An 18,689-nucleotide genomic window follows, 5' to 3' on the forward strand; every position below is an offset into this window, starting at 1 on the left:
CGCCTTCCAAATTTTGTCCATAAAATACTGTTCATGCATACAGTATTTATCTATACTGAGGGTGTTCGCAGTGAGCGAGGGGGCCGCAGTTCTACCGGCGCAACGAAGTCCTGGCTGAAACGGGTGGTGCCGTCAGTGCCTTAACCCCTGAAGTGAGCACACTGTGTTACGTCAATCCAGGTGCTGGCAACAGGCGGCGGAAAGGTACGCCAGCATCGTGCTCCTTTTAACCAAAAGGAGACGCGTATGAGCGTAGTGGATATGGTGATACTTATCCTCAAACTCATTGTTGCTGTACTGCAACTGCTTGATGCTGTCCTGAAATTCCTTCGGTAATTCAGATTCAAGTCGCACCTGAGAGGGGCGGGTAACCGCCCCTCTTTAATAACGAGGGAATGCTATGTCGCGTCTGTTAATTGAGCCTGTCACACCGGATGAGCCGGGGTATATTGCCCTGAAGGCGGAAAGTATCGCATTGAATTTTAACATGCTGCGCAGGCTGGAAGAGAACTGGCAGCGTGGTGAGAACCGCTTTAACGCACCGGGTGAAAAGCTGCTGGGCGCGTTTCTCAACGGCAGGCTGGTCGGCGTGTGCGGCCTCAACCGCGATCCGTTCAGCCAGCAGCCGCGCGCCGGACGTATTCGCCATCTCTACGTCAGCGAGAAGTGCCGCGGGCTGGGCATTGGCAAGCAGCTTTTGACCGTGGTAATGGCCGATGCCAGCATCTGGTTTGATTTTCTGAATACCCACGCGCCGGACAGCGCCTACGGATTTTATCATCAAGCGGGTTTTACGCTGGTCTCAGACGAACCGCGGGTGACGCACCGCCTTTTTTGTGCCGTGTAGCCGGCTGGCAGCATCAGGATGTGAATGTTACAGTTGAGTGACAATTCATCATCCGATACGCCATGACCATCACCGTATTCTGCATTTTGCTCTTCGCCGCGCTGCTGCATGCCAGCTGGAACGCCATCGTCAAAGCCGGAACGGACAAGCTCTATTCCGCCATAAGCGTCAGCGGCTCCGCCACGGTTATCGCTCTGGTTTTACTGCCGTTCTCCCCACAGCCATCTGCTGAAAGCTGGCCGTTTTTGATCGTCTCCTGTGCCTTACAGGTGGTGTACACCGTGCTGGTAGCGAAGACCTATCAGGTCTCCGATATGAGCCAAACCTATCCGCTGATGCGCGGCACCGCCCCGCTGCTGGTGGCGCTGATCAGCGTGCTGGCGCTCGGCGATCGTCTCTCCTGGCTCGCCTGGTCCGGCATTGGGGTAATTTGCCTGTCGATTCTGGCGATGGCGATGAACGGGCGCATGCAGTCGCGCAAAGGGATCTGGCTGGCGCTGCTGAATGCCTGTTTTATCGCCGGCTACACGCTGGTGGACGGCACCGGCGTGCGGCTGTCAGACACCGCGCTGGGCTATACGCTGTGGACCTTCTTTATGAACGGCTTCTGCCTGCTCGGCTGGGCGATGGTGGCGCGTCGACGTGAGGCGTCCGGCTACCTGCGCCTGCACTGGAAAAAGGGGCTGCTCGGCGGCGTTGGCACCATGGGATCTTACGGTCTGGCGCTGTGGGCAATGACGCAGGCCCCGCTGGCAGTGGTCGCGGCACTGCGTGAAACCTCAATTCTCTTTGGGGCACTGATCGCGTTTGTCCTTTTAAAAGAGAAGGTTGCGGGCCTACGCATCGTGGCGGCGCTGGGCATTGCTGGCGGCGCTATTCTGCTGCGCCTGGCGTAAATCACTGGCAACATTAGTTGCCGTTCTTGTTTACAAATCCTGCCTTCCCCATTTTTTTCATTCACCACGACAATGCTTAAATTGTCATCTCTCTGTGGTAGATTCCTCGCGCATTTATGGGAATGCGCAGTCACTTATTCTTCATTTTTCTCTTTTGGCAAAAGTATTCAGCGACATGAAAAAACAAAGGAACGTTAACTTATTGTTGATGCTGGTGTTACTGGTGGCCGTCGGTCAGATGGCGCAAACCATCTACATTCCGGCGATTGCCGACATGGCAAAGGAATTAAACGTCCGTGAGGGCGCGGTGCAGAGCGTAATGGCAGCCTACCTGCTGACCTATGGCGTTTCGCAACTCTTCTACGGCCCGCTGTCCGACCGCGTCGGGCGTCGCCCGGTGATCCTGGTGGGCATGAGTATTTTCATGGCGGCGACGGTAATTGCCATTACCACCCACAGTCTGACCGTACTGATTGCCGCCAGCGCCCTGCAGGGCGTTGGGACCGGCGTCGGCGGGGTGATGGCGCGTACCTTACCGCGCGATATGTATCAGGGTACGCAGCTCCGCCATGCCAACAGCCTGTTGAATATGGGTATTCTGGTCAGCCCGCTGCTGGCCCCGCTGATTGGCGGCCTGCTGGACACGGTTTGGTCCTGGCGCGCCTGCTACGCCTTCCTGCTGGTGCTGTGCATCATTGTCACCTTCAGCATGGCGCGCTGGATGCCGGAAACGCGCCCGCAGGACGCGCCGCGCACGAAGCTCATTACCAGCTATAAGACGCTGTTCGGTAACGGCGCGTTTACCTGCTATCTGCTGATGCTGATTGGCGGCCTGGCGGGCATTGCGGTGTTCGAAGCCTGCTCCGGCGTGCTGCTGGGCGCAGGTCTTGGGCTGAGCAGTATGGTGGTGAGTATTCTGTTTATTCTGCCGATCCCGGCGGCGTTCTTCGGCGCGTGGTTTGCCGGACGTCCGAACAAACGCTTCTCCACCCTGATGTGGCAGTCGGTGATCAGCTGTCTGCTGGCGGGTCTGATGATGTGGATCCCGGGGCTATTTGACGTGATGTCGGTCTGGACGCTGCTCATCCCGGCGGCGCTGTTCTTCTTTGGCGCGGGGATGCTGTTCCCGCTGGCGACCAGCGGCGCGATGGAGCCGTTCCCGTTCCTCGCAGGCACGGCGGGCGCGCTGGTGGGCGGTTTGCAGAACATCGGTTCCGGCGCGCTGGCCTGGCTTTCGGCGATGATGCCGCAGACCGGGCAGGCTAGTTTGGGCCTGCTGATGACGCTGATGGGGCTGCTGATTTTACTGTGCTGGCTGCCGCTGGCGTCGCGCGTCCCGCATCACGAGCAGCCGGTTTAACCGCATGATGGCCCGGCTTCTCGCCGGGCTTTTCACAGACGGGCGCAATCATCGCCTGCAATAACGGCTCTGGCGCTGGCCGCCAGGCGCCCTCTTCCCCGTCGTAAAACTGAAAATCCGCGTTAAGCGCATAGGGGATTTTCGCCTTTTGCAGCTCGCAGGCCATAAAGGTAGCGAAGGCCATTTGCGAAGCGGTTGGCGTGAGGTGGTTTGACTCCCCTACGCCCCAGCCTCCGACCCAGCTAACGTGTCCGGTTTTTTGCTGCCAGCGCAGCGCGGTATTGATGCGATTATGGATAGCCTCTTTCTCCGCCACCGTGCCGGACGTCCACGGGTATTTACCGCTATTTTTCAGCGGCCCCCACGGGAAAATATGCCACTCCGCCAGCAGGTAGTTTTGACTGTGCGCGGGCAGCTTCAGGCTGGATAAATCCTCCGGCACGGCACGCAGGCGCGGCGCAATAAAGATCATGCGCTGCGGGTCCATGTCGTGGATCGCTTTAATGGTTTTTTCATACACGCGGTTTAGCGACGCGAGGTTGTGGTTAAGCTTGTCGGCTGGCTCATAAATGAGATCAAAACCCAGCAGCGGGTAGCTCTGACCGAAATAGTGCGCCACGGCAATCCACCAGTTGATCGTCTCTTTCTCGTTATCGGCTTTAGGGTCGTTTTTATATTCATCGGCCTGATAAGCGATTATCGGGATCACGCCATACTGCTCGCAGGCTTCTACCAGCTTGCGCAGGTGGATCAGCCGCGCTTCCGTCGGCTCATCGGCCACGCGAATGCGCACGTGGGTAATACCTTTTGCACGAAAATCGCGTACCACCAGCGGGTCGAATTCGCGTATGCCGCGCTCGGTGCGCGCCCAGTCCACATCCATCCCGACGCCCAGCTGCTGCGCATAATGGGCAGCCGTCAGCGGCGGCTCAGCGGCAATCGCCCAGCCGGAAAAGATCAGTAATGCAGAGGCAATAAAAGGCTTTAACACGGTTTACCCTGGATAAATCGAAAGCATTACCTGTATTTAGCACGCTTTTTCACATTTGGTGTAGAGCGAAAGCGTAATAATTCTTCAACCTGCCAGTTCTCTCAGCCAGCCGATAAAGGCGTCTATTTTCGGCCACTGGCGGCCAGAAAGCGTCGAGACATAATAGTGCTGATGGCATTTCAGGGTCTTTTCACCAAACGGGGCGATCAGCTCGCCACGTTCCAGCCGTTTCTGCACCAGCCGCTTTCTCCCCATCGCGACGCCTACGTGGTTAATGGCCGCAATAATCGCCAAATCGGAACGATCGAAACCAATTCCCGACGATGGCGGCATATTCATCGCAAAGTGCTGCGCCCAGCTCAGCCACTCGTCCGTACCGGAATCATTGCTCCAGGCCTGGCGGTCGTGGAGTAATGCGCAGTGGATGGGGTTTGAGGGCCAATAGAACGATAACGTACACTTAGAAGATAATTCATTGTTTATAATTATTTTAGTTGTGTATCTTTGAGTGAGTCGAAAACTCACGTTAAGAGCTTTTGGTAATAAGATTGTTAAAAATGATCCACATATCAAGGGGTCTTTAAGTAGGTACCTGGGTGCGACTACATTGAAAGAACAATATTTTGGTATCTGCGGTCTCGTATACCCAGTCACCCGGTTAAGCAATTCCCCAACTGACTTAACCTTCGATCGAATCACCTCCCCCATATGGTTTTTTCGTTTACAGGACAAGTGATTACGCGCGAAAAAAGGGTCTCAAGAAGATCCTTTTGATTGTTTAATATCTAATCGTAATACAGTGCAGCATTGGGAGCACTTCCTACCGACATAAGAGGTTTTTTCTCAATACACCGCGCATCTACAGACATTTCATAAAAACAAAGCAGGTCAGAGTCTTGATCTGTACCGTGGTCGATCTGATACCCATCGCCAAAGTCCATAATGGTTACATTGTAATAACCATCATCATTTTTATGCGGAATACCGTACTTTCCCTGAATCATGGTCTTATTAGCTTCCCACCAAGCGATCTGACGGCTTTTCAGATATGGAAAATGTTTGACCAGCAAAATATCTCCATGGCAGTCATACATTTTGCTGCACACGTTCTCCCCATGAACAGCAGATATTTCAACCGGCGTAAGAAACTGCCAGAGTACATAGCCGCAGACAGCCACTACAATCGCACCGCCGATCTGTCGCTTATTCACTCCACATCTCCCGTTATCTCCACGGTGGCATTCATCTCAGTGATAAATGGCTTATACCCGTATTGATCCCAGCGCTGGAGTGCGAACCACAGACGGAAAATTCGGAACTCACGGTACACAGGGTTAAGAACATCATCGTCATCAAGGCCAAAGTGATCCTGAACCCGGTAATGAACCATTGCCCTGTAACTGTTACCGCTCACCTGCAGTGATACCAGCGTGATATGTGTCGACCAGGTATCATGGACAGTGATAACCAGCCCGTTGGTGTTATCTATCTTACGATCAAACTTAGGAAGTATTGCCTCACTGATTTCTCTATAAAAAACGTTCTCATTAGATAAAGGGATAAATCCATATTCATAATCAATGGCAGACTTCATGGCTTTTTTTATTTTCAACAACGAGCTTTTATCTGAATGGTCATTCAGGATCTGCTCTTTCAGTGCCTGATCCAACAACGGGCTGCTGTACGGCGTGCCGTAGTTCTCCTGCATATGCGTAATCATCTCGGTGATGATGCTCTTGTACGGACCGTGGAAGGAGTACAGCTTCGCCAGCTCCCGAAACTCATCAAACATCAGCCGCGTCGCCTCGCCCTTGCTGACAGACGGCGTCTGCTGCTCAAGGCTCTGCATCGCATAAGGGGAATACTGGGTGGCGGTGCTCGCTGTCGGCTGCAGTTTCAGCGTTCTGGGGTTCACCTTCGCGGACACATTGTCCACGTCGATATAAAACTGATTACGCAGTGCCAGCGTATCCAGATCGCCATAGCGCATGTCTTTAGCCCGGTAATCATCCATCTGCCGCACTGTCTGGTAAATCCGCGCCGGCAACGGAAGAGATTCAGGGCGGGGCTTTTTCGCCGCCTGTGCGTGCTGTTCCGGCTCCGGGGCTGCAATCGGTGCCATCCTGGCGCTTGCCGCTGACAGCTGCGGGATCGTACCCGGTGCAATCAGAAAATTGGTCCCCTGCGGACACCCGCAACGGATCTCCGCGCCGTCCACCGCAACAGCGACACTGTTTGAGCACCGGTGATCGCCATCCACAATGATCCCCACTTTCCCACATTTCGGGCAGGGTGTGGTCTTGTCGCCAATATAGAGTTTTAACAACCCCATGACCGACATACCGGGCCGGGCCGCGATACATTGTGCCCCAGAGGTGGTTTTATCTCCGTGTAATCCGACATTCTTGCCGTGAACGCTACACCCTCTCATGATGGACATAATTCAGCCCTCTGCCGGTAAAAAATCGTCATCCATCGGCAAACCTTTCAGCTCATTCAGCATACATCCCGCCTGTGGGGTACTGATAATCACATCGCCGTTACTTAGCCTGCTGCCGACCAGTGCAATACTCTGCTCACCTTTCCGAAATTTCGAACCACTGCCGGTGACAATCCGGGCAGTGGTCCCGTCCGGGTAAACCACCTCATCACCAACCAGCGCAATATTAACCTTCTGCCCGCCATCAAGCTCGATTTCCGCTCCATTCCACACAGCCCGAACCACCCCGCCTCGCCGGGTCAGCGCCCCGTCAACCGCGATCCGGTAAATCGCCACCACCGGATGTTCACGCATGAATACCTCCTGTTCTTCAACAACCTGATGGGCCCCCTCAGACATCGCGGCCTTCTTCTCAGCTGAAAATGGCGGACGCGCCAGTGAGGCGGCTAATTCCGGGGTCAGTTCGTTGGTGTATTGCTGTGACATATAAAACCCCTCTTTTCCATATGGCTTTTGTGCTTATAGTAACCAGACGGTAGCTTTTAACCAAAATTTAATGGCGACTTTCTGGTGTTCTAAGCGGACTTCCCTTTCTCAAGAATTTTATACACCGTGGAACGGGCAATGCCGAGTTGCCGGGCTATCGCCGTAGCCACCGTTCCGCCATGCTGTGGCGCGGGCGATCTGCTACGGGCAACGCGCTGGGATCAGAAAGGGATATCGTGAAGGACAGGAAGATCAACCGGGTGCACTGGGCTTCGTCAATAACGCAGTGGTACTGTGGAACTCGCTTTACATGCAGGAAGCATAGAAATGGATGCGCAGTCATGGAGAAGAAACCGGGGATGACGATATCGCCCGGTTATCCCCACTGATGCACGGGCATATCATTATGTTGGGGGCATTATACGCTTACGCTACCGGAGGATATTATGAAGGGAGAAATGAGAGCATTAAATATTAATTAAAACAACGAATTATATACTTAACGTGCGTTTTCGTTCCATTGGCCCTCAAACCCCTGTTAGAGTTCAGTCACTCAGTTTATCCAATCTGGCTCACCTGAACGCCAATTTATATCGTTTGCCAGCTAACGTCGTTTTTTCGTCCAATACTCGCAGATGACATAAGGGTAAGATGAGTTATAGGATCTCAGGTCTGGGTTGTGATAATGCTGCTGGTCAGCTTCATGTTGATTTTTTAACCATCGTAAAACTGAAGTTTCACCCGTTCCTCGCGCCGATGCTGCCGCTCTACCCGAACGTGAGCCCGGAGATCATCACCATTGCCATCGGTTCCGGCGCCATTGGCTGCACGATCGTCACCGATTCCCTCTTCTGGCTGGTGAAACAATACTGCGGCGCGACCCTGAATGAGACCTTCAAATACTATACGACGGCGACGTTTATCGCCTCGGTGCTTGCACTTGGCGGCACATTCCTGCTTTCCTTCATTATCTGAGCGCGAAGAGACGTATTATGGAAAACGCAACTATCACTACTTTAACCGCACGGTTTCCTCTGGTTGAGGATCTGATTGCCCTGAAAGAAATCACCTGGCTTAACCCGCGCACCACGACGCTTGCAGAAGGGTTGCCCTATGTCGGGCTGACCAAAGCCGACGTGGACGACGCCCACGCGCGCCTCAACCGCTTCGCGCCGTATCTGGCGAAAGCCTTCCCGGAAACGGCGGCAACGGGCGGGATTATAGAATCCGAACTGGTCGCCATTCCGGCGATGCAAAAGCGGCTGGAGAAAGAGTCTGGCAAATCCATTCCCGGCACCCTGCTGCTGAAAAAAGACAGCCATCTGCCGATCTCCGGCTCGATCAAAGCGCGCGGCGGCATCTATGAGGTGCTGACCCATGCGGAAAAACTGGCGCTGGAAGCCGGGTTGCTGAGCGTTGAAGACGACTACAGCGTTCTGCTGGAACCGCGCTTTAAGGACTTCTTCAGCCAGTACAGCATTGCGGTAGGCTCTACAGGCAACCTCGGGATGTCTATCGGCATTATGAGCGCCCGCATCGGCTTTAAGGTGACGGTACATATGTCTGCCGACGCCCGCGAGTGGAAGAAAGCCAAACTACGCAGCCACGGCGTCATCGTCGTGGAATATGAGCAGGATTACGGCGTGGCGGTGGAGCAGGGACGAAAAGCGGCGGAAAGCGATCCGAACTGTTTCTTCATTGACGATGAAAACTCCCGCACCCTTTTCCTGGGCTACGCCGTTGCAGGCGAGCGCCTGAAGGCACAGTTTGCCGAACAGGGCCGCGTGGTGGATGCCGATCATCCCCTGTACGTCTACCTGCCGTGCGGCGTTGGCGGCGGCCCTGGCGGCGTGGCGTTTGGCCTGAAGCTGGCCTTTGGCGATAACGTCCACTGCTTCTTCGCGGAGCCAACGCACTCCCCGTGCATGCTGCTCGGCGTCTACACCGGCCTGCACGATGAGATTGCGGTGCAGGATCTGGGCATTGATAACGTGACGGCGGCGGACGGTCTGGCGGTAGGGCGCGCGTCCGGCTTCGTGGGCCGCGCGATGGAGCGCCTGCTCGACGGGTTCTATACGCTTTCCGATCAGAGCATGTACGACATGCTCGGCTGGCTGGCGCAGGAGGAAGGGATTCGCCTGGAGCCGTCGGCGCTGGCAGGGATGGCCGGACCGCTGCGCGTGCAGGCGGATGCCAATTCCACGCACCTGGTCTGGGCGACCGGTGGCGGCATGGTGCCAGAAGACGAGATGGCAAAGTATCTGGCTAAAGGGAAGTAATGATGCCGGGTGGCGGCTGCGCCTTACCCGGCCTACAGCTGCAAAATTTGTTGAATGTGGGTTACCGCAAACAACAATGACAGCGAGAGAACAGCGAGCGCGATCAGGAACTTATCGCGCACCGCTTTCGGTTGCACAAAATCGCTCTTCGCCACGTCCATCAGGTTACGGCTGCGGGTATAGCGCCATAAAATAATCGCCACCAGCGCCAGCACGATAAGCGAGATCCAGAACGGCATCCCCGTGCGGTGCCAGTTGTGCTTAATCGCCAGGGCAATCAGCGCGCCATACCCCAGCAGCGTGCGCAGCCAGGCGAGTGACGTCCGCTCCGGCTGCAGGCCGGGGTCCGCTTCACGTCGCGCTTTGCGGCTATCCGCCATAAAACACCAGCACCATCACCACGCCCGCCACCGTCAGCAGAATCGTGCTGATAATCAGCAGCCCGCGCGTATAGGGCAGATCCTGCTTCAGACGCATCGCCTTCTCATTGCGCAGCCAGCGCAGATAGCCGTAAATCGCCAGCACGCCCGCGAACAGGCACAGCAGCAGCGCCAGCACTTCACGGATCAGCGGCGTGGCGAAATCGGGCGCGAGCTGATCGAGGCCCACCCCTGCGGCAAGAAAGCCCAGCGCGGTGCGGATCCACGCTAAAAAAGTGCGTTCATTAGCCAGCGAGAAGCGGTAGTCCGGCGCTTCGCCGAGGCGGGAAATTTTCATGAAGGTTCCTTGTCGTGCTACGGGCAGGCTTCAGCATAGCGTAAATCGACAAGGACAAGGAGACCGGCATCGGGCGATGCCGGTCAGGACGATTAATGCAGCTCTGGCCAGTACGCTTTGTTGGCCTCGATCAGATCATCCAGAATCGCTTTCGCGACGGACGCGCTCGGCACGGTTTTCGACAGGGTGATAGCCTGCCAGAGTTTCTGGTACGAGCGCTGCTCCCAGGCATCCACCACCAGTTTTTCCACCGCCACCTGCTGGCTCATCAACCCTTTCTGGAAGTGCGGAATATCACCCACCGTGAGCGGCTCCGGCCCGTTATGGCCGACCAGGCACGGAATTTCTACCATCGCGTCAGCATCAAAGTTATGGATGGCCCCGTTGTTTGGCACAATCAGCAGCATCCGCTCCTGGGTGTTAAAGGCAATGGCCGTGGCCAGATCGACGATGTACGACGCATGTTCGTCAATTTCCAGCTCGCCGGCGGCGGATTTGCCCGCCTCGATAATCGCCCGGCAGGAATTGAATACGTGCTTCTCACGGTGATCCATGACCTCATTGGCGCGGGTCCGTTCCGGGTTGGAGTGCGCGACCACGTAGTCCGGGAAAAGGTAATACTTCAGGTAGGTGTTCGGCATGGTGTCCGGATCCAGCGCCTGCACGTCTTTTGCTTTGGCAAAGGTATCGTTCCAGCTCGCTTCGGTATGCGCATCTTCCGAAGGTGGGACATAGCCGTTTTTCGCCACGTATTCGCGCAGCTTCGGCATCAGATCGTTGCCGTTCAGGTCTTCAATCGACGTCCACCAGCCGAAGTGGTTCAGGCCGTAGTAGCGCACGCGCATCTCATTGCGGTCCTTCAGGCCGACAATCTGCGCCATGCGCCCTTCAATACCGATCGGCATATCGCAAATGTTGAGGATTTTGGCGTTCGGGCGCAGGCGGCGCGTGGCTTCCGCGACAATCGCCGCCGGGTTGGAGTAGTTCAGCATCCACGCGTTCGGCGAGTACTGCTCCATGTAATCCACCAGCTCCAGCACGCCGCCGATAGAGCGCATGCCGTAGGAAATCCCGCCAGGTCCGCAGGTTTCCTGGCCCAGCACGCCGTGGCGCAGCGGGATTTTTTCATCTTTTTCGCGCATTGGGTATTTGCCCACGCGGATATGCGCCATCACGAAATCCACATCGCTAAACGCCGCTTCAGGATCGGTGGTATAGCTGAACTCAATCTCCGGCGCCTGCTCCCTGAGGATGATTTTGCACGCTTCGGCGATGGTCTCCTGACGTGCGCCGTCGTTGTCATAGAACTTCAGGGCGCGCAGCGGGAAACGGTCGCGGTTGGCTAACAGCATCAGGACGATACCAGGCGTAAAGGTGCTGCCGCCGCCTGCAATGACAACTGAGAATTTTTTCATGATATAGCCTCTGTCAGGGTGGTTTGTTCATTCGTTAAAGGAGTTTTCATCAGCGATTCCAGCTGGTCGCGCACCTGAGGAACGTGCAGACCGACAATCACCTGAATGCCGTTGCCGCGTCGCACCACGCCGTGGGCGCCGAGGGCTTTGAAGACGTCATCGCTTTGCGTTTTCGCCATATCGACCAGGGTGATACGCAGGCGGGTGGCGCAGTTGTTGATGCTTTCAACGTTGGCCGCGCCGCCGAGCGCCTGCAGGAATCCGGCTGCCTGCCCAACCTGCTGGCTGGCCGCCGCCGGGGCGGTGGTTTGCCCGCGCGCCGCCTTATAGTCGGCCTTGCTGTAGAGCTTGATTTCGCTCTCTTCCCGGCCCGGGGTTTTCAGGTTCAGACGCGCAATCAGCGTTTTGAAGACCACGAAGTAAATCCCGGTGAAGCAGACGCCGATGCCGATCTGGGTAAACACCGTCGCGGCGTGGTTATGGAACATCGGGATCCAGTTTTGCGGCAGAAACTGGTCAAGCAGGCCACCGCCCATGTTCCCCACGACGCCGAAGGTGTACATCACCGTCGCCATCGTCGCCGCCAGCACCGCGTGGACGGCAAACAGCAGCGGCGAGATAAACAGGAAGGTGAATTCGAGGGGTTCAGTAATGCCCACCAGCACGGCGGTGAGCGTGGCCGGGATCAGCAGTCCCGCCACCTTGACGCGGTTTTCCGGTGACGCGGTGTACCAGATCGCCAGCGCAATTCCGACCGAGCCAAACACCTTTGAGTTGCCGTGCAGCGCGAATCCGCCTTCCGGGAAGAGGGTTTTCAGCGGCAGGGTGCTCTGGCTGAATTCCTGAAGGTGCTGCGCCCAGTAGACCTGAATGCCGCCTTCCACCGCCGCCGGACCGAAGATGAACGGACCGTAGACGAAGTGGTGCAATCCAGTTGGGATCAGAATGCGTTCCAGGAAGGTATACACCCACACGCCCAGCGCTCCGGCAGAGCGCAGGAACGCCTGCAGGGACTCGATGCCCATCTGCACTTTCGGCCAGCCCAGCAGCGTCAGCCAGGCGCAGGGGATCATGACGAAGAATGCGAGGATAACGACAAACGAGCTGCCCTGAAAAATCCCCAGGAAGACCGGCAGCGGCTTGTCGAAGTAGCGGTTGTGGATGGCGGTGACGATGCCTGAAATCACAATGGCCCCGATGATGCTGGTATCGAGGGTTTTGATCCCGGCAATCATCGCCAGCCCGCTACCCGCCGTCGGTTCGGCGGAGAAATCGACGCCAAAGAAGTGGCCCCAGGTCATTCCCATCGCGTTGATGAAGTAGTTCCAAGTCAGAAAGCTAATCAGCACCGCCAGACAGGCGCGGCCCTGCGCCTGCTTCGCCAGGCCAATCGGCAGGCCCACGGCAAAAATCAGCGGCATATTGCGAAACACCGCCCAGCCGCCCTCTTCAATGATGTGAACGATCTGCGCGAAAAGATGATCGGGGGCCGTTAGCGCTTCGCCGACAAACAGCGGGTTGCGAAGCATGATGGCGATTCCCACCACGATCCCGGCGAACGGAAACAGCAACACCGGGGTAAACATGGCACCGCCAAAACGTTGTATTTGACTGAGCATTTTTAAATCCTCATGAAACAACCTGTAGGGGTAGAGGCCTTTATGGTTTTTTGCTGGCCTGAGGTGAGCATAAGAACTTACTGATGCGCGAACATGGGGTGCCGCTGCGATTCGTGATCGCATTCATGGTTTTATTTTGACCAATCAGGTCTACTTTTTGCGGCAAATATGGACATGTCAGGATGCAATCCACGCCCTGATAAGGGCAGAGAGGTCTACTGATGATCTACAAATCAATCGCCGACAGGTTGCGGCTGCGGCTGAATTCGTCGGACTACAACATCGGCAGCCCGCTGCCGGGCGAAAAAGCGCTGGCGCAGGAGTTTGGCGTGGCGCGAATGACCATCCGCAAGGCGCTGGATCTGCTGGTGAGCTGGGGGCTGGTTGAGCGGCGGCACGGCAGCGGAACCTTTGTCTCGCGCAAAGACGTTCACCACGAAACCACCAACCTGACCGGGCTGGTGGAGGTGCTGCGTCAGCAGGGAAAAGAGGTAAAGAGCAAGGTGCTGCAGTTCGAAGTGATGCCCGCCCCGCCCGCCATCGCCAGCCAGCTGCGGATTCAGGTGGATGAGCGGATCTATTTTTCCCGGCGTGTGCGCTACGTGGACGGGAAGCCGCTGATGCTCGAGGACAGCTTTATGCCGGTGAAGCTGTTCCGCAACCTGTCGCTGGCACATCTTGAAGGGTCTAAGTTTGATTACATCGAAAAGGAGTGTGGGATCACCATCAGCGGCAACTACGAGAGCCTGACGCCGGTGCTGGCAGATAAACAGCTGGCGGGTTATATGAATCTTCCGGAACAAACGCCGCTGCTGCGTATCACCTCCCTTTCCTACAGCGACAGCGGCGAGTTCCTCAACTATTCCGTGATGTTCCGAAATACCAGTGATTACCAGGTGGACTACCATCTGCGGCGCATCCACCCGGACGACCTGCTAGCTCATCCCCCAGAACAGCACCGCCAGTAGCTGCGGGGTGATGATGCGCAGGAACATCACCAGCGGATAGACGGTGGCATAGGACAGCGCGGCCGCACCGCTGGTGGCGTGCAGGTTGTTGGCAAAGGCCAGCGCGGGCGGATCGGTCATGGAGCCCGCCAGCATGCCGCACAGGGTCAGGTAGTTCATTTTGGCGAACATCCGCGCCAGTATTCCCACCGTCAACAGCGGGATCGCCGTGATGAAGATGCCATACCCGACCCAGCTCATCCCTTCGCCCTTGACCAGGGTATCGACAAAATCCCCGCCGGACTTCAGCCCGACCACCGCCAGGAACAGCACGATACCCAGCTCGCGCAGCGCCAGGTTGGCGCTCGGCGGCATAAACCAGTAAAGCTTACCGATACAGCCGATACGCCCGAGGATCAGCGCCATAATCAGCGGCCCGCCCGCCAGACCCAGCTTGAGCGCCACCGGGAAGCCCGGCACGTACAGCGGAATAGAGCCTAGCAGCACGCCAAGCCCGATGCCGATAAACACCGGCAGCATCTGCACCTGCTGCAGTTTTTGCTGGGCGTTACCCACCATATCCGCGACGGCGTCAATGGACGACGGCCGCCCGACCAGGTTGAGGATATCCCCGAACTGCAGGCTGGCCTCCGGGCTGGCGACCAGTTCGACACCCGCTCGGTTAAGGCGGGAGATCACCACGTCGTAGCGCTCTTTTACCTGCAAATCGCGGATTTTCTTGCCAAGAACGTGTTCGTTAGTCACCACAACCCGTTCCACGCGCATATCTGTGCCGCGGGTTGAGAGAGAGGTATCCACTTCCTGACCAATCACCAGCCGCGCGTTGTTTAAATCCCCAGGCTGGCCGACCAGGTGCAGCAAATCGCCCTGCTGAATAACGGTGCCGGGCGCGGGCACCATCAGCATATCGTCACGCTTAAGGCGGGAGCAGATGATGTTGGCGCTGTTCAGGATCGGCACGTCCTGAATCGCCATATTGTTCAGGTTGGGGTTATCGACCCGGATGTTGATGGTTTTGATCGGCATATGGCCGTTGGTGAGCGTGGTTTCGTGATCCTTCGCCTCTTTGTCGACGTTAATGCGAAACAGGACGCGTACCAGCCACATGGAAAGCAGAATGCCGCAAATCCCAAACGGATAGGCCATGGCGTAGCTCATCCCCATCTGGTCGACAATGCCGGGTTCAATGCCCAAATCGCGCAGGATTTGCTGCCCGGCGCCGAGCGCAGGCGTGTTGGTGACCGCCCCGGAGAAAATGCCCAACACCACGGGCAGCGGGATATCGAAGATTTTGTGCAGGATCGCGGTGACCAGCCCGCCCATCACCACAATGCCGAGGGCAAACAGGTTGAGCCGTAATCCGGAGACCCGAAGCGAGGCGAAAAACCCCGGTCCTACCTGAATACCGATGGTATAAACGAAGAGGATCAGGCCGAACTCCTGAGTAAAGTGGAGCATTTCGGCGCTGAGGACCAGCCCGAGCTTGTCGGCAAAGTGGCCGACAAAAATGCCGCCAAACAGTACCCCGCCGATCCCAAACCCGACGCCGCGGATTTTAATATTCCCTATCCACAGGCCAACAACAGCGACCAGGGCCAACACGCTGACGGTTAACGCGATATCACTCATGATCCACTTCCTTGGCATAACCTTAGTTATGCTAAGGATTCTCTCAGAGCCGCGGGTGGTTGTATGGGCGATGGCGCACAAAAAAGCCCTGCCGGGGCAGGGCTTCGTGCAGTCTGTGAGTATTGTCGGGTGGCGGCTGCGCCTTACCCGACCTACAGGTTCGGCGGGCTTGTTAACTGTTTAACGCCGGACGCTCGCTAATGGCGATACGCTGCGGTGCGATGGCTTCCGGCACGTTGCGAAGCAGGTCGATATGCAGCAGCCCGTTGGTAAACGTTGCGCCGGACACTTCCATATGGTCTGCCAGGGTAAAGCTCAGGCTAAACGGCTGATTAACCAGCCCCTGATGCAGCCATTTGGTCTCGGTCTCTTGTTTTTCCGGCGACCCTTTAACGGTCAGGCGAGTGCCTTCAAGCTGGATGTCCAGATCGTCCTGGCGGAAACCGGCCAGCGCAAGGGTAATGCGATAGTGGTTATCGTCGCTTTTTTCGATGTTGTACGGCGGAAACGTCTGTTGCTCGGTGGTGCTTTGCAGGGCGTTAGCCAGTTTGTCAAAACCAATCCACTGACGCAGCAGGGGGGATAAATCATAGTTACGCATATTAAATCTCCTTCTGAGAAGCGAGTTCGGCACAGTTTAATTTTGTGCGCAGTTGTTCCTGCAAATCCTGATGGATTCGCATATGCTCCCGTTACGGCAAGCAAGTTCGTGTGGGCCGCTCACGCGACCCGCGTAATTAGTTAATTTCGATACGACGCGGTTTTTTCTCTTCCGGAATCACACGTTCCAGTTCGATAAACAGCAGGCCGTTGACCAGGTTCGCGCCTTTAACGTGAATGTTTTCAGCTAACTGGAACTTGCGTTCAAAGTTGCGCTCGGCGATGCCCTGATAAAGGTAGGTACGTTCTTTCTGCTCGGCCGTATGGGAACCTTTCACCACCAGCAGGTTGTCCTGCGCGGTGATCTCCAGTTCGTTTTCTGCAAAACCGGCGACGGCAATGGCGATGCGGTAGTGGTTTTCGTCAACCAGCTCAACATTGTATGGAGGGTAGCCGTTGCTCTGGCTTTGGTTATTTTCTAAATGGTTAAACAGGCGGTCAAAACCAATTGCAGAACGGTATAGGGGAGAAAGATCGAAGTTACGCATAAATAAAACTCCTGAAATCAGCGAGAAATTGTAGCCTTCCACCATGGACAGGCCTTTGCGCCCCCGAACACCCATCAGGCGAGTTCGTTATCGGGTCACATTCTTAAAATGGGTCTGCAATCGGGCTTTTCAAGCACGACAACTGCACTTTTTTTTGCACTTTCCTGCATCTCGCTTAGACTGGGACAACAGCACAAAGGGTTAAATTGCGATGGCTGCCACAGTGCGGGGTTATCGGGCTATCCATTTTGGATAAGGCTCGCTATAACCCTGAGTTGCAGGTCTATGCAGTGCCATTAACGATGACTGAGTGATGATGAAAAATGTTCTGATAAAGCTGACGACGTTCAGCGGGGTTGTTTTACTTTGCGGGTGTTCGAGCGTGATGTCTCACACCGGCGGTAAAGAAGGAACATATCCGGGGACGCGCGCCAGCGCGGCGATGATCTCCGATGACGATACAAACTGGGGCACCAAATCCCTGGTTATCCTGGATATGCCGTTTACGGCCGTGGCGGATACGCTTCTGCTACCGTGGGATATGTTTCGTAAGGACAGCTCCGTGCGCTCACGGGTAGAAAAAAGCGAGCAGGAAAACCTGGCGACAAACGCCGTCATCCCGCCCGCAGAGATGCCTCCACGCTAGCGCTGCGCGGTTTCCGTTGCCCAAAGCTGACGGAAACCGCCTGTCTCTTCCATCCACGCAATAACGCACCCGTCCGGGGAAAACACGACCGCATCAGCAGACGGCGGGTTGCCGTGATCGGACGTCAAAAACGTCACCTCTCCGGTCTGCGCGTCGCAGCAGGCGATCCGATTTTCGAGCACAAACCCCAGACTATCGCCGGAAGGATGCCAGTTAAATGCAGACTGAATATCGCTCCCGGTGCGCGTCAGCTGGCGCGGCTCGCCGCCCTCAGGAGAGATCAGCCACAGCTGCACGATGCCGTTATCATCCCGCATCAGAAACGCGATCTGCGTCCCCTGCGGGTTGCTGCGTACCCAGTGGCGCGGCACGTTCACCAGGCCCGGATACGCCCTCTGATGCGTAAAGGTCAAACGACGCTGCATCACCCCGGCAGGCGGAGCTGGCAGGGTCTCAGCGGTGCCCTGCAGCGGCGCATCGCCCGCACGCTTCCAGCCCTGCTCGTCTTTCGGCAGGTCGACGATAAACAGTTCAGGTACTTTTTCGCCCTGCGCAGAGAGGGTGTCGCCGATAAACGCCAGCCTGTCGTTGCCCACCCACCCCTCTTCGTAAGCGCGGTTGATTTCATCGCTGCCCGGCTGTGGGTCAGGCGTCGTGCGGCTAACCAGCACGCTCCAGAAGGTTCCCGGATACTCACGGGGATGGTTCCCCTGCGGGTTCACCGGGCCGTAAGGCGCAGCCACGCCGACGTTGCGTAAATCAAGTTTAGGATCGCGCGCGTGCAGGACATGGTCGTTATAGGTAAAGCTGACGAGCTGCCCGTTCGGGCTGAAGACATGGACGTGGCTGCCGCCGCGCAGCGCGCCTGCGGTGTAAGGCGCGGTGATATCCATCGCGTCCAGGTTGCTCACCTGACCGTTTTGCGCAATCACCCCCTGGCGATGATGAAAATCGTAGTGCCAGTCTGCATCCGGGTTTTTCGGCCCGTGGATAAAGACATAATTCTCTTCTGCAGGATGAACGGTCACCACGCCGACATGCGCACCGTCAGTCGCGCGATAAACCACCTCTACCTCACCCGTAACGACATTGACCCGCTCAATGGTTTCACCGGTGAACGACGCACCGGACGGGCGCACGTCGTAGACCAGCCACTGGCTGTCCGGCGTCCAGGTATTGATGTTAGTGAGCTGATGATGGCGGGAGGCGAAGGTGATTTGTTTCATGAGGATACCCTGATGCGCAGTT

20 protein-coding genes, 3 pseudogenes and 1 other annotated feature are annotated in these 18,689 nt (G+C 56.4%); of the genes and pseudogenes, 9 read left to right on the top strand and 14 right to left on the bottom strand.

All coding sequences use genetic code 11. The annotated features are described in order from the left end of the window. Positions 1 to 246: 246 nt before the first annotated feature. The 4 genes from tisB (at position 247) to emrD (ending at position 3,103) form a co-directional block, all read left to right on the top strand. Positions 247 to 336 (top strand): type I toxin-antitoxin system toxin TisB, encoded by a 90-nt coding sequence (gene tisB, locus N037_RS08370; protein WP_023309830.1) that lies wholly within the window; start codon positions 247 to 249, stop codon positions 334 to 336. A 64-nt stretch (positions 337 to 400) separates the two neighbouring features. After that, positions 401 to 847 (top strand): GNAT family N-acetyltransferase, encoded by a 447-nt coding sequence (locus N037_RS08375; RefSeq protein ID WP_032640274.1) that lies wholly within the window; start codon positions 401 to 403, stop codon positions 845 to 847. A 62-nt stretch (positions 848 to 909) separates the two neighbouring features. Then, positions 910 to 1,743, top strand: a complete 834-nt coding sequence (locus N037_RS08380) for an EamA family transporter (protein ID WP_032640276.1) — start codon at positions 910 to 912, stop codon at positions 1,741 to 1,743. Positions 1,744 to 1,918: 175 nt separating this feature from the next. Continuing rightward, positions 1,919 to 3,103 (top strand): multidrug efflux MFS transporter EmrD, encoded by a 1,185-nt coding sequence (gene emrD, locus N037_RS08385; RefSeq protein WP_032640336.1) that lies wholly within the window; start codon positions 1,919 to 1,921, stop codon positions 3,101 to 3,103. Here the strand turns inward: emrD and N037_RS08390 are convergent. The 6 genes and pseudogenes from N037_RS08390 to N037_RS25400 all read right to left on the bottom strand — a co-directional run bounded on the left by N037_RS08390 (position 3,006) and on the right by N037_RS25400 (position 7,190). Continuing rightward, positions 3,006 to 4,094, bottom strand: coding sequence for a cellulase family glycosylhydrolase (locus tag N037_RS08390; RefSeq protein ID WP_032640277.1), 1,089 nt, complete (start codon positions 4,092 to 4,094; stop codon positions 3,006 to 3,008). The genes emrD and N037_RS08390 overlap by 98 nt on opposite strands. Positions 4,095 to 4,178: 84 nt before the next feature. After that, positions 4,179 to 4,532: pseudogene (locus N037_RS08395) on the bottom strand (LysR substrate-binding domain-containing protein); the annotation flags it as partial. Positions 4,533 to 4,879: 347 nt separating this feature from the next. Continuing rightward, positions 4,880 to 5,305, bottom strand: coding sequence for a DUF943 family protein (locus N037_RS08400; protein ID WP_032640279.1), 426 nt, complete (start codon positions 5,303 to 5,305; stop codon positions 4,880 to 4,882). Further along, complete coding sequence (locus N037_RS08405) at positions 5,302 to 6,534, bottom strand: PAAR domain-containing protein (protein WP_231686680.1); 1,233 nt, start codon at positions 6,532 to 6,534, stop codon at positions 5,302 to 5,304. The genes N037_RS08400 and N037_RS08405 overlap by 4 nt, the downstream gene beginning before the upstream one ends. Before the next feature lie 3 nt (positions 6,535 to 6,537). Next, positions 6,538 to 7,020, bottom strand: a complete 483-nt coding sequence (locus N037_RS08410; protein ID WP_032640282.1) for a PAAR domain-containing protein — start codon at positions 7,018 to 7,020, stop codon at positions 6,538 to 6,540. Between the two features lie 89 nt (positions 7,021 to 7,109). Beyond that, a complete protein-coding gene (locus tag N037_RS25400; RefSeq protein WP_072163917.1) occupies positions 7,110 to 7,190 on the bottom strand; it encodes a helix-turn-helix domain-containing protein in 81 nt (26 codons plus the stop codon). A 5-nt stretch (positions 7,191 to 7,195) separates the two neighbouring features. Between N037_RS25400 and N037_RS23700 the strand changes: the two are divergent. From N037_RS23700 to dsdA, 3 genes and pseudogenes are all read left to right on the top strand, one after another. Next, a pseudogene (locus N037_RS23700) lies at positions 7,196 to 7,502 on the top strand (Tn3 family transposase); the annotation flags it as partial. Between the two features lie 265 nt (positions 7,503 to 7,767). Continuing rightward, positions 7,768 to 7,995 (top strand): annotated as a pseudogene (locus tag N037_RS08420) (GntT/GntP/DsdX family permease); the annotation flags it as partial. 17 nt (positions 7,996 to 8,012) lie between these two features. Further along, positions 8,013 to 9,299, top strand: a complete 1,287-nt coding sequence (gene dsdA, locus N037_RS08425; protein ID WP_032640283.1) for a D-serine ammonia-lyase — start codon at positions 8,013 to 8,015, stop codon at positions 9,297 to 9,299. A gap of 32 nt (positions 9,300 to 9,331) precedes the next feature. On the opposite strand, the gene N037_RS08430 is transcribed toward dsdA, so the two are convergent. From N037_RS08430 to N037_RS08445, 4 genes are all read right to left on the bottom strand, one after another. Next, positions 9,332 to 9,679: a DUF202 domain-containing protein gene (locus N037_RS08430; RefSeq protein WP_023333945.1), complete on the bottom strand. Its 348-nt coding sequence runs from the start codon at positions 9,677 to 9,679 to the stop codon at positions 9,332 to 9,334. Continuing rightward, positions 9,669 to 10,016, bottom strand: a complete 348-nt coding sequence (locus N037_RS08435) for a YidH family protein (RefSeq protein WP_023309821.1) — start codon at positions 10,014 to 10,016, stop codon at positions 9,669 to 9,671. Before N037_RS08435 ends, N037_RS08430 begins: the two co-directional genes overlap by 11 nt. Positions 10,017 to 10,108: 92 nt before the next feature. Beyond that, positions 10,109 to 11,431 (bottom strand): 6-phospho-alpha-glucosidase, encoded by a 1,323-nt coding sequence (locus N037_RS08440; protein ID WP_032640285.1) that lies wholly within the window; start codon positions 11,429 to 11,431, stop codon positions 10,109 to 10,111. Further along, on the bottom strand, positions 11,428 to 13,050 hold the full coding sequence (locus tag N037_RS08445) for an alpha-glucoside-specific PTS transporter subunit IIBC (RefSeq protein ID WP_023333942.1): 1,623 nt from the start codon (positions 13,048 to 13,050) through the stop codon (positions 11,428 to 11,430). The genes N037_RS08440 and N037_RS08445 overlap by 4 nt, the downstream gene beginning before the upstream one ends. 221 nt (positions 13,051 to 13,271) lie before the next feature. On the opposite strand from N037_RS08445, the gene N037_RS08450 reads away from it, so the two are divergent. Further along, positions 13,272 to 14,018 (top strand): GntR family transcriptional regulator, encoded by a 747-nt coding sequence (locus N037_RS08450; protein ID WP_032640287.1) that lies wholly within the window; start codon positions 13,272 to 13,274, stop codon positions 14,016 to 14,018. Here N037_RS08450 and N037_RS08455 read toward each other — a convergent pair. The 3 genes from N037_RS08455 to ibpA form a co-directional block, all read right to left on the bottom strand. After that, a complete protein-coding gene (locus N037_RS08455; protein ID WP_032640289.1) occupies positions 13,986 to 15,647 on the bottom strand; it encodes a putative transporter in 1,662 nt (553 codons plus the stop codon). The two genes, N037_RS08450 and N037_RS08455, sit on opposite strands and share 33 nt — an antisense overlap. Before the next feature lie 172 nt (positions 15,648 to 15,819). Next, positions 15,820 to 16,248 (bottom strand): small heat shock chaperone IbpB, encoded by a 429-nt coding sequence (ibpB, locus tag N037_RS08460; RefSeq protein ID WP_023333939.1) that lies wholly within the window; start codon positions 16,246 to 16,248, stop codon positions 15,820 to 15,822. 136 nt (positions 16,249 to 16,384) lie between these two features. Continuing rightward, positions 16,385 to 16,795 (bottom strand): small heat shock chaperone IbpA, encoded by a 411-nt coding sequence (ibpA, locus tag N037_RS08465; protein WP_008500162.1) that lies wholly within the window; start codon positions 16,793 to 16,795, stop codon positions 16,385 to 16,387. After that, positions 16,789 to 16,860 (bottom strand) — a sequence feature (ROSE (Repression Of Heat Shock gene Expression) occurs in the 5'-region of heat shock genes and acts as an RNA thermometer to modulate expression.). Its footprint overlaps the gene before it by 7 nt. 248 nt (positions 16,861 to 17,108) lie before the next feature. On the opposite strand from ibpA, the gene N037_RS08470 reads away from it, so the two are divergent. Beyond that, positions 17,109 to 17,441 carry a YceK/YidQ family lipoprotein gene (locus N037_RS08470; protein WP_032640291.1) on the top strand — a complete coding sequence of 111 codons (333 nt, stop codon included), beginning with the start codon at positions 17,109 to 17,111 and terminating at the stop codon, positions 17,439 to 17,441. Here N037_RS08470 and N037_RS08475 read toward each other — a convergent pair. Further along, positions 17,438 to 18,667: a DUF3748 domain-containing protein gene (locus N037_RS08475; RefSeq protein ID WP_032640294.1), complete on the bottom strand. Its 1,230-nt coding sequence runs from the start codon at positions 18,665 to 18,667 to the stop codon at positions 17,438 to 17,440. The genes N037_RS08470 and N037_RS08475 overlap by 4 nt on opposite strands. Positions 18,668 to 18,689: the final 22 nt, after the last annotated feature.

The organism is Enterobacter sp. EGD-HP1, assembly GCF_000733275.2.
GTDB lineage: Bacteria > Pseudomonadota > Gammaproteobacteria > Enterobacterales > Enterobacteriaceae > Enterobacter.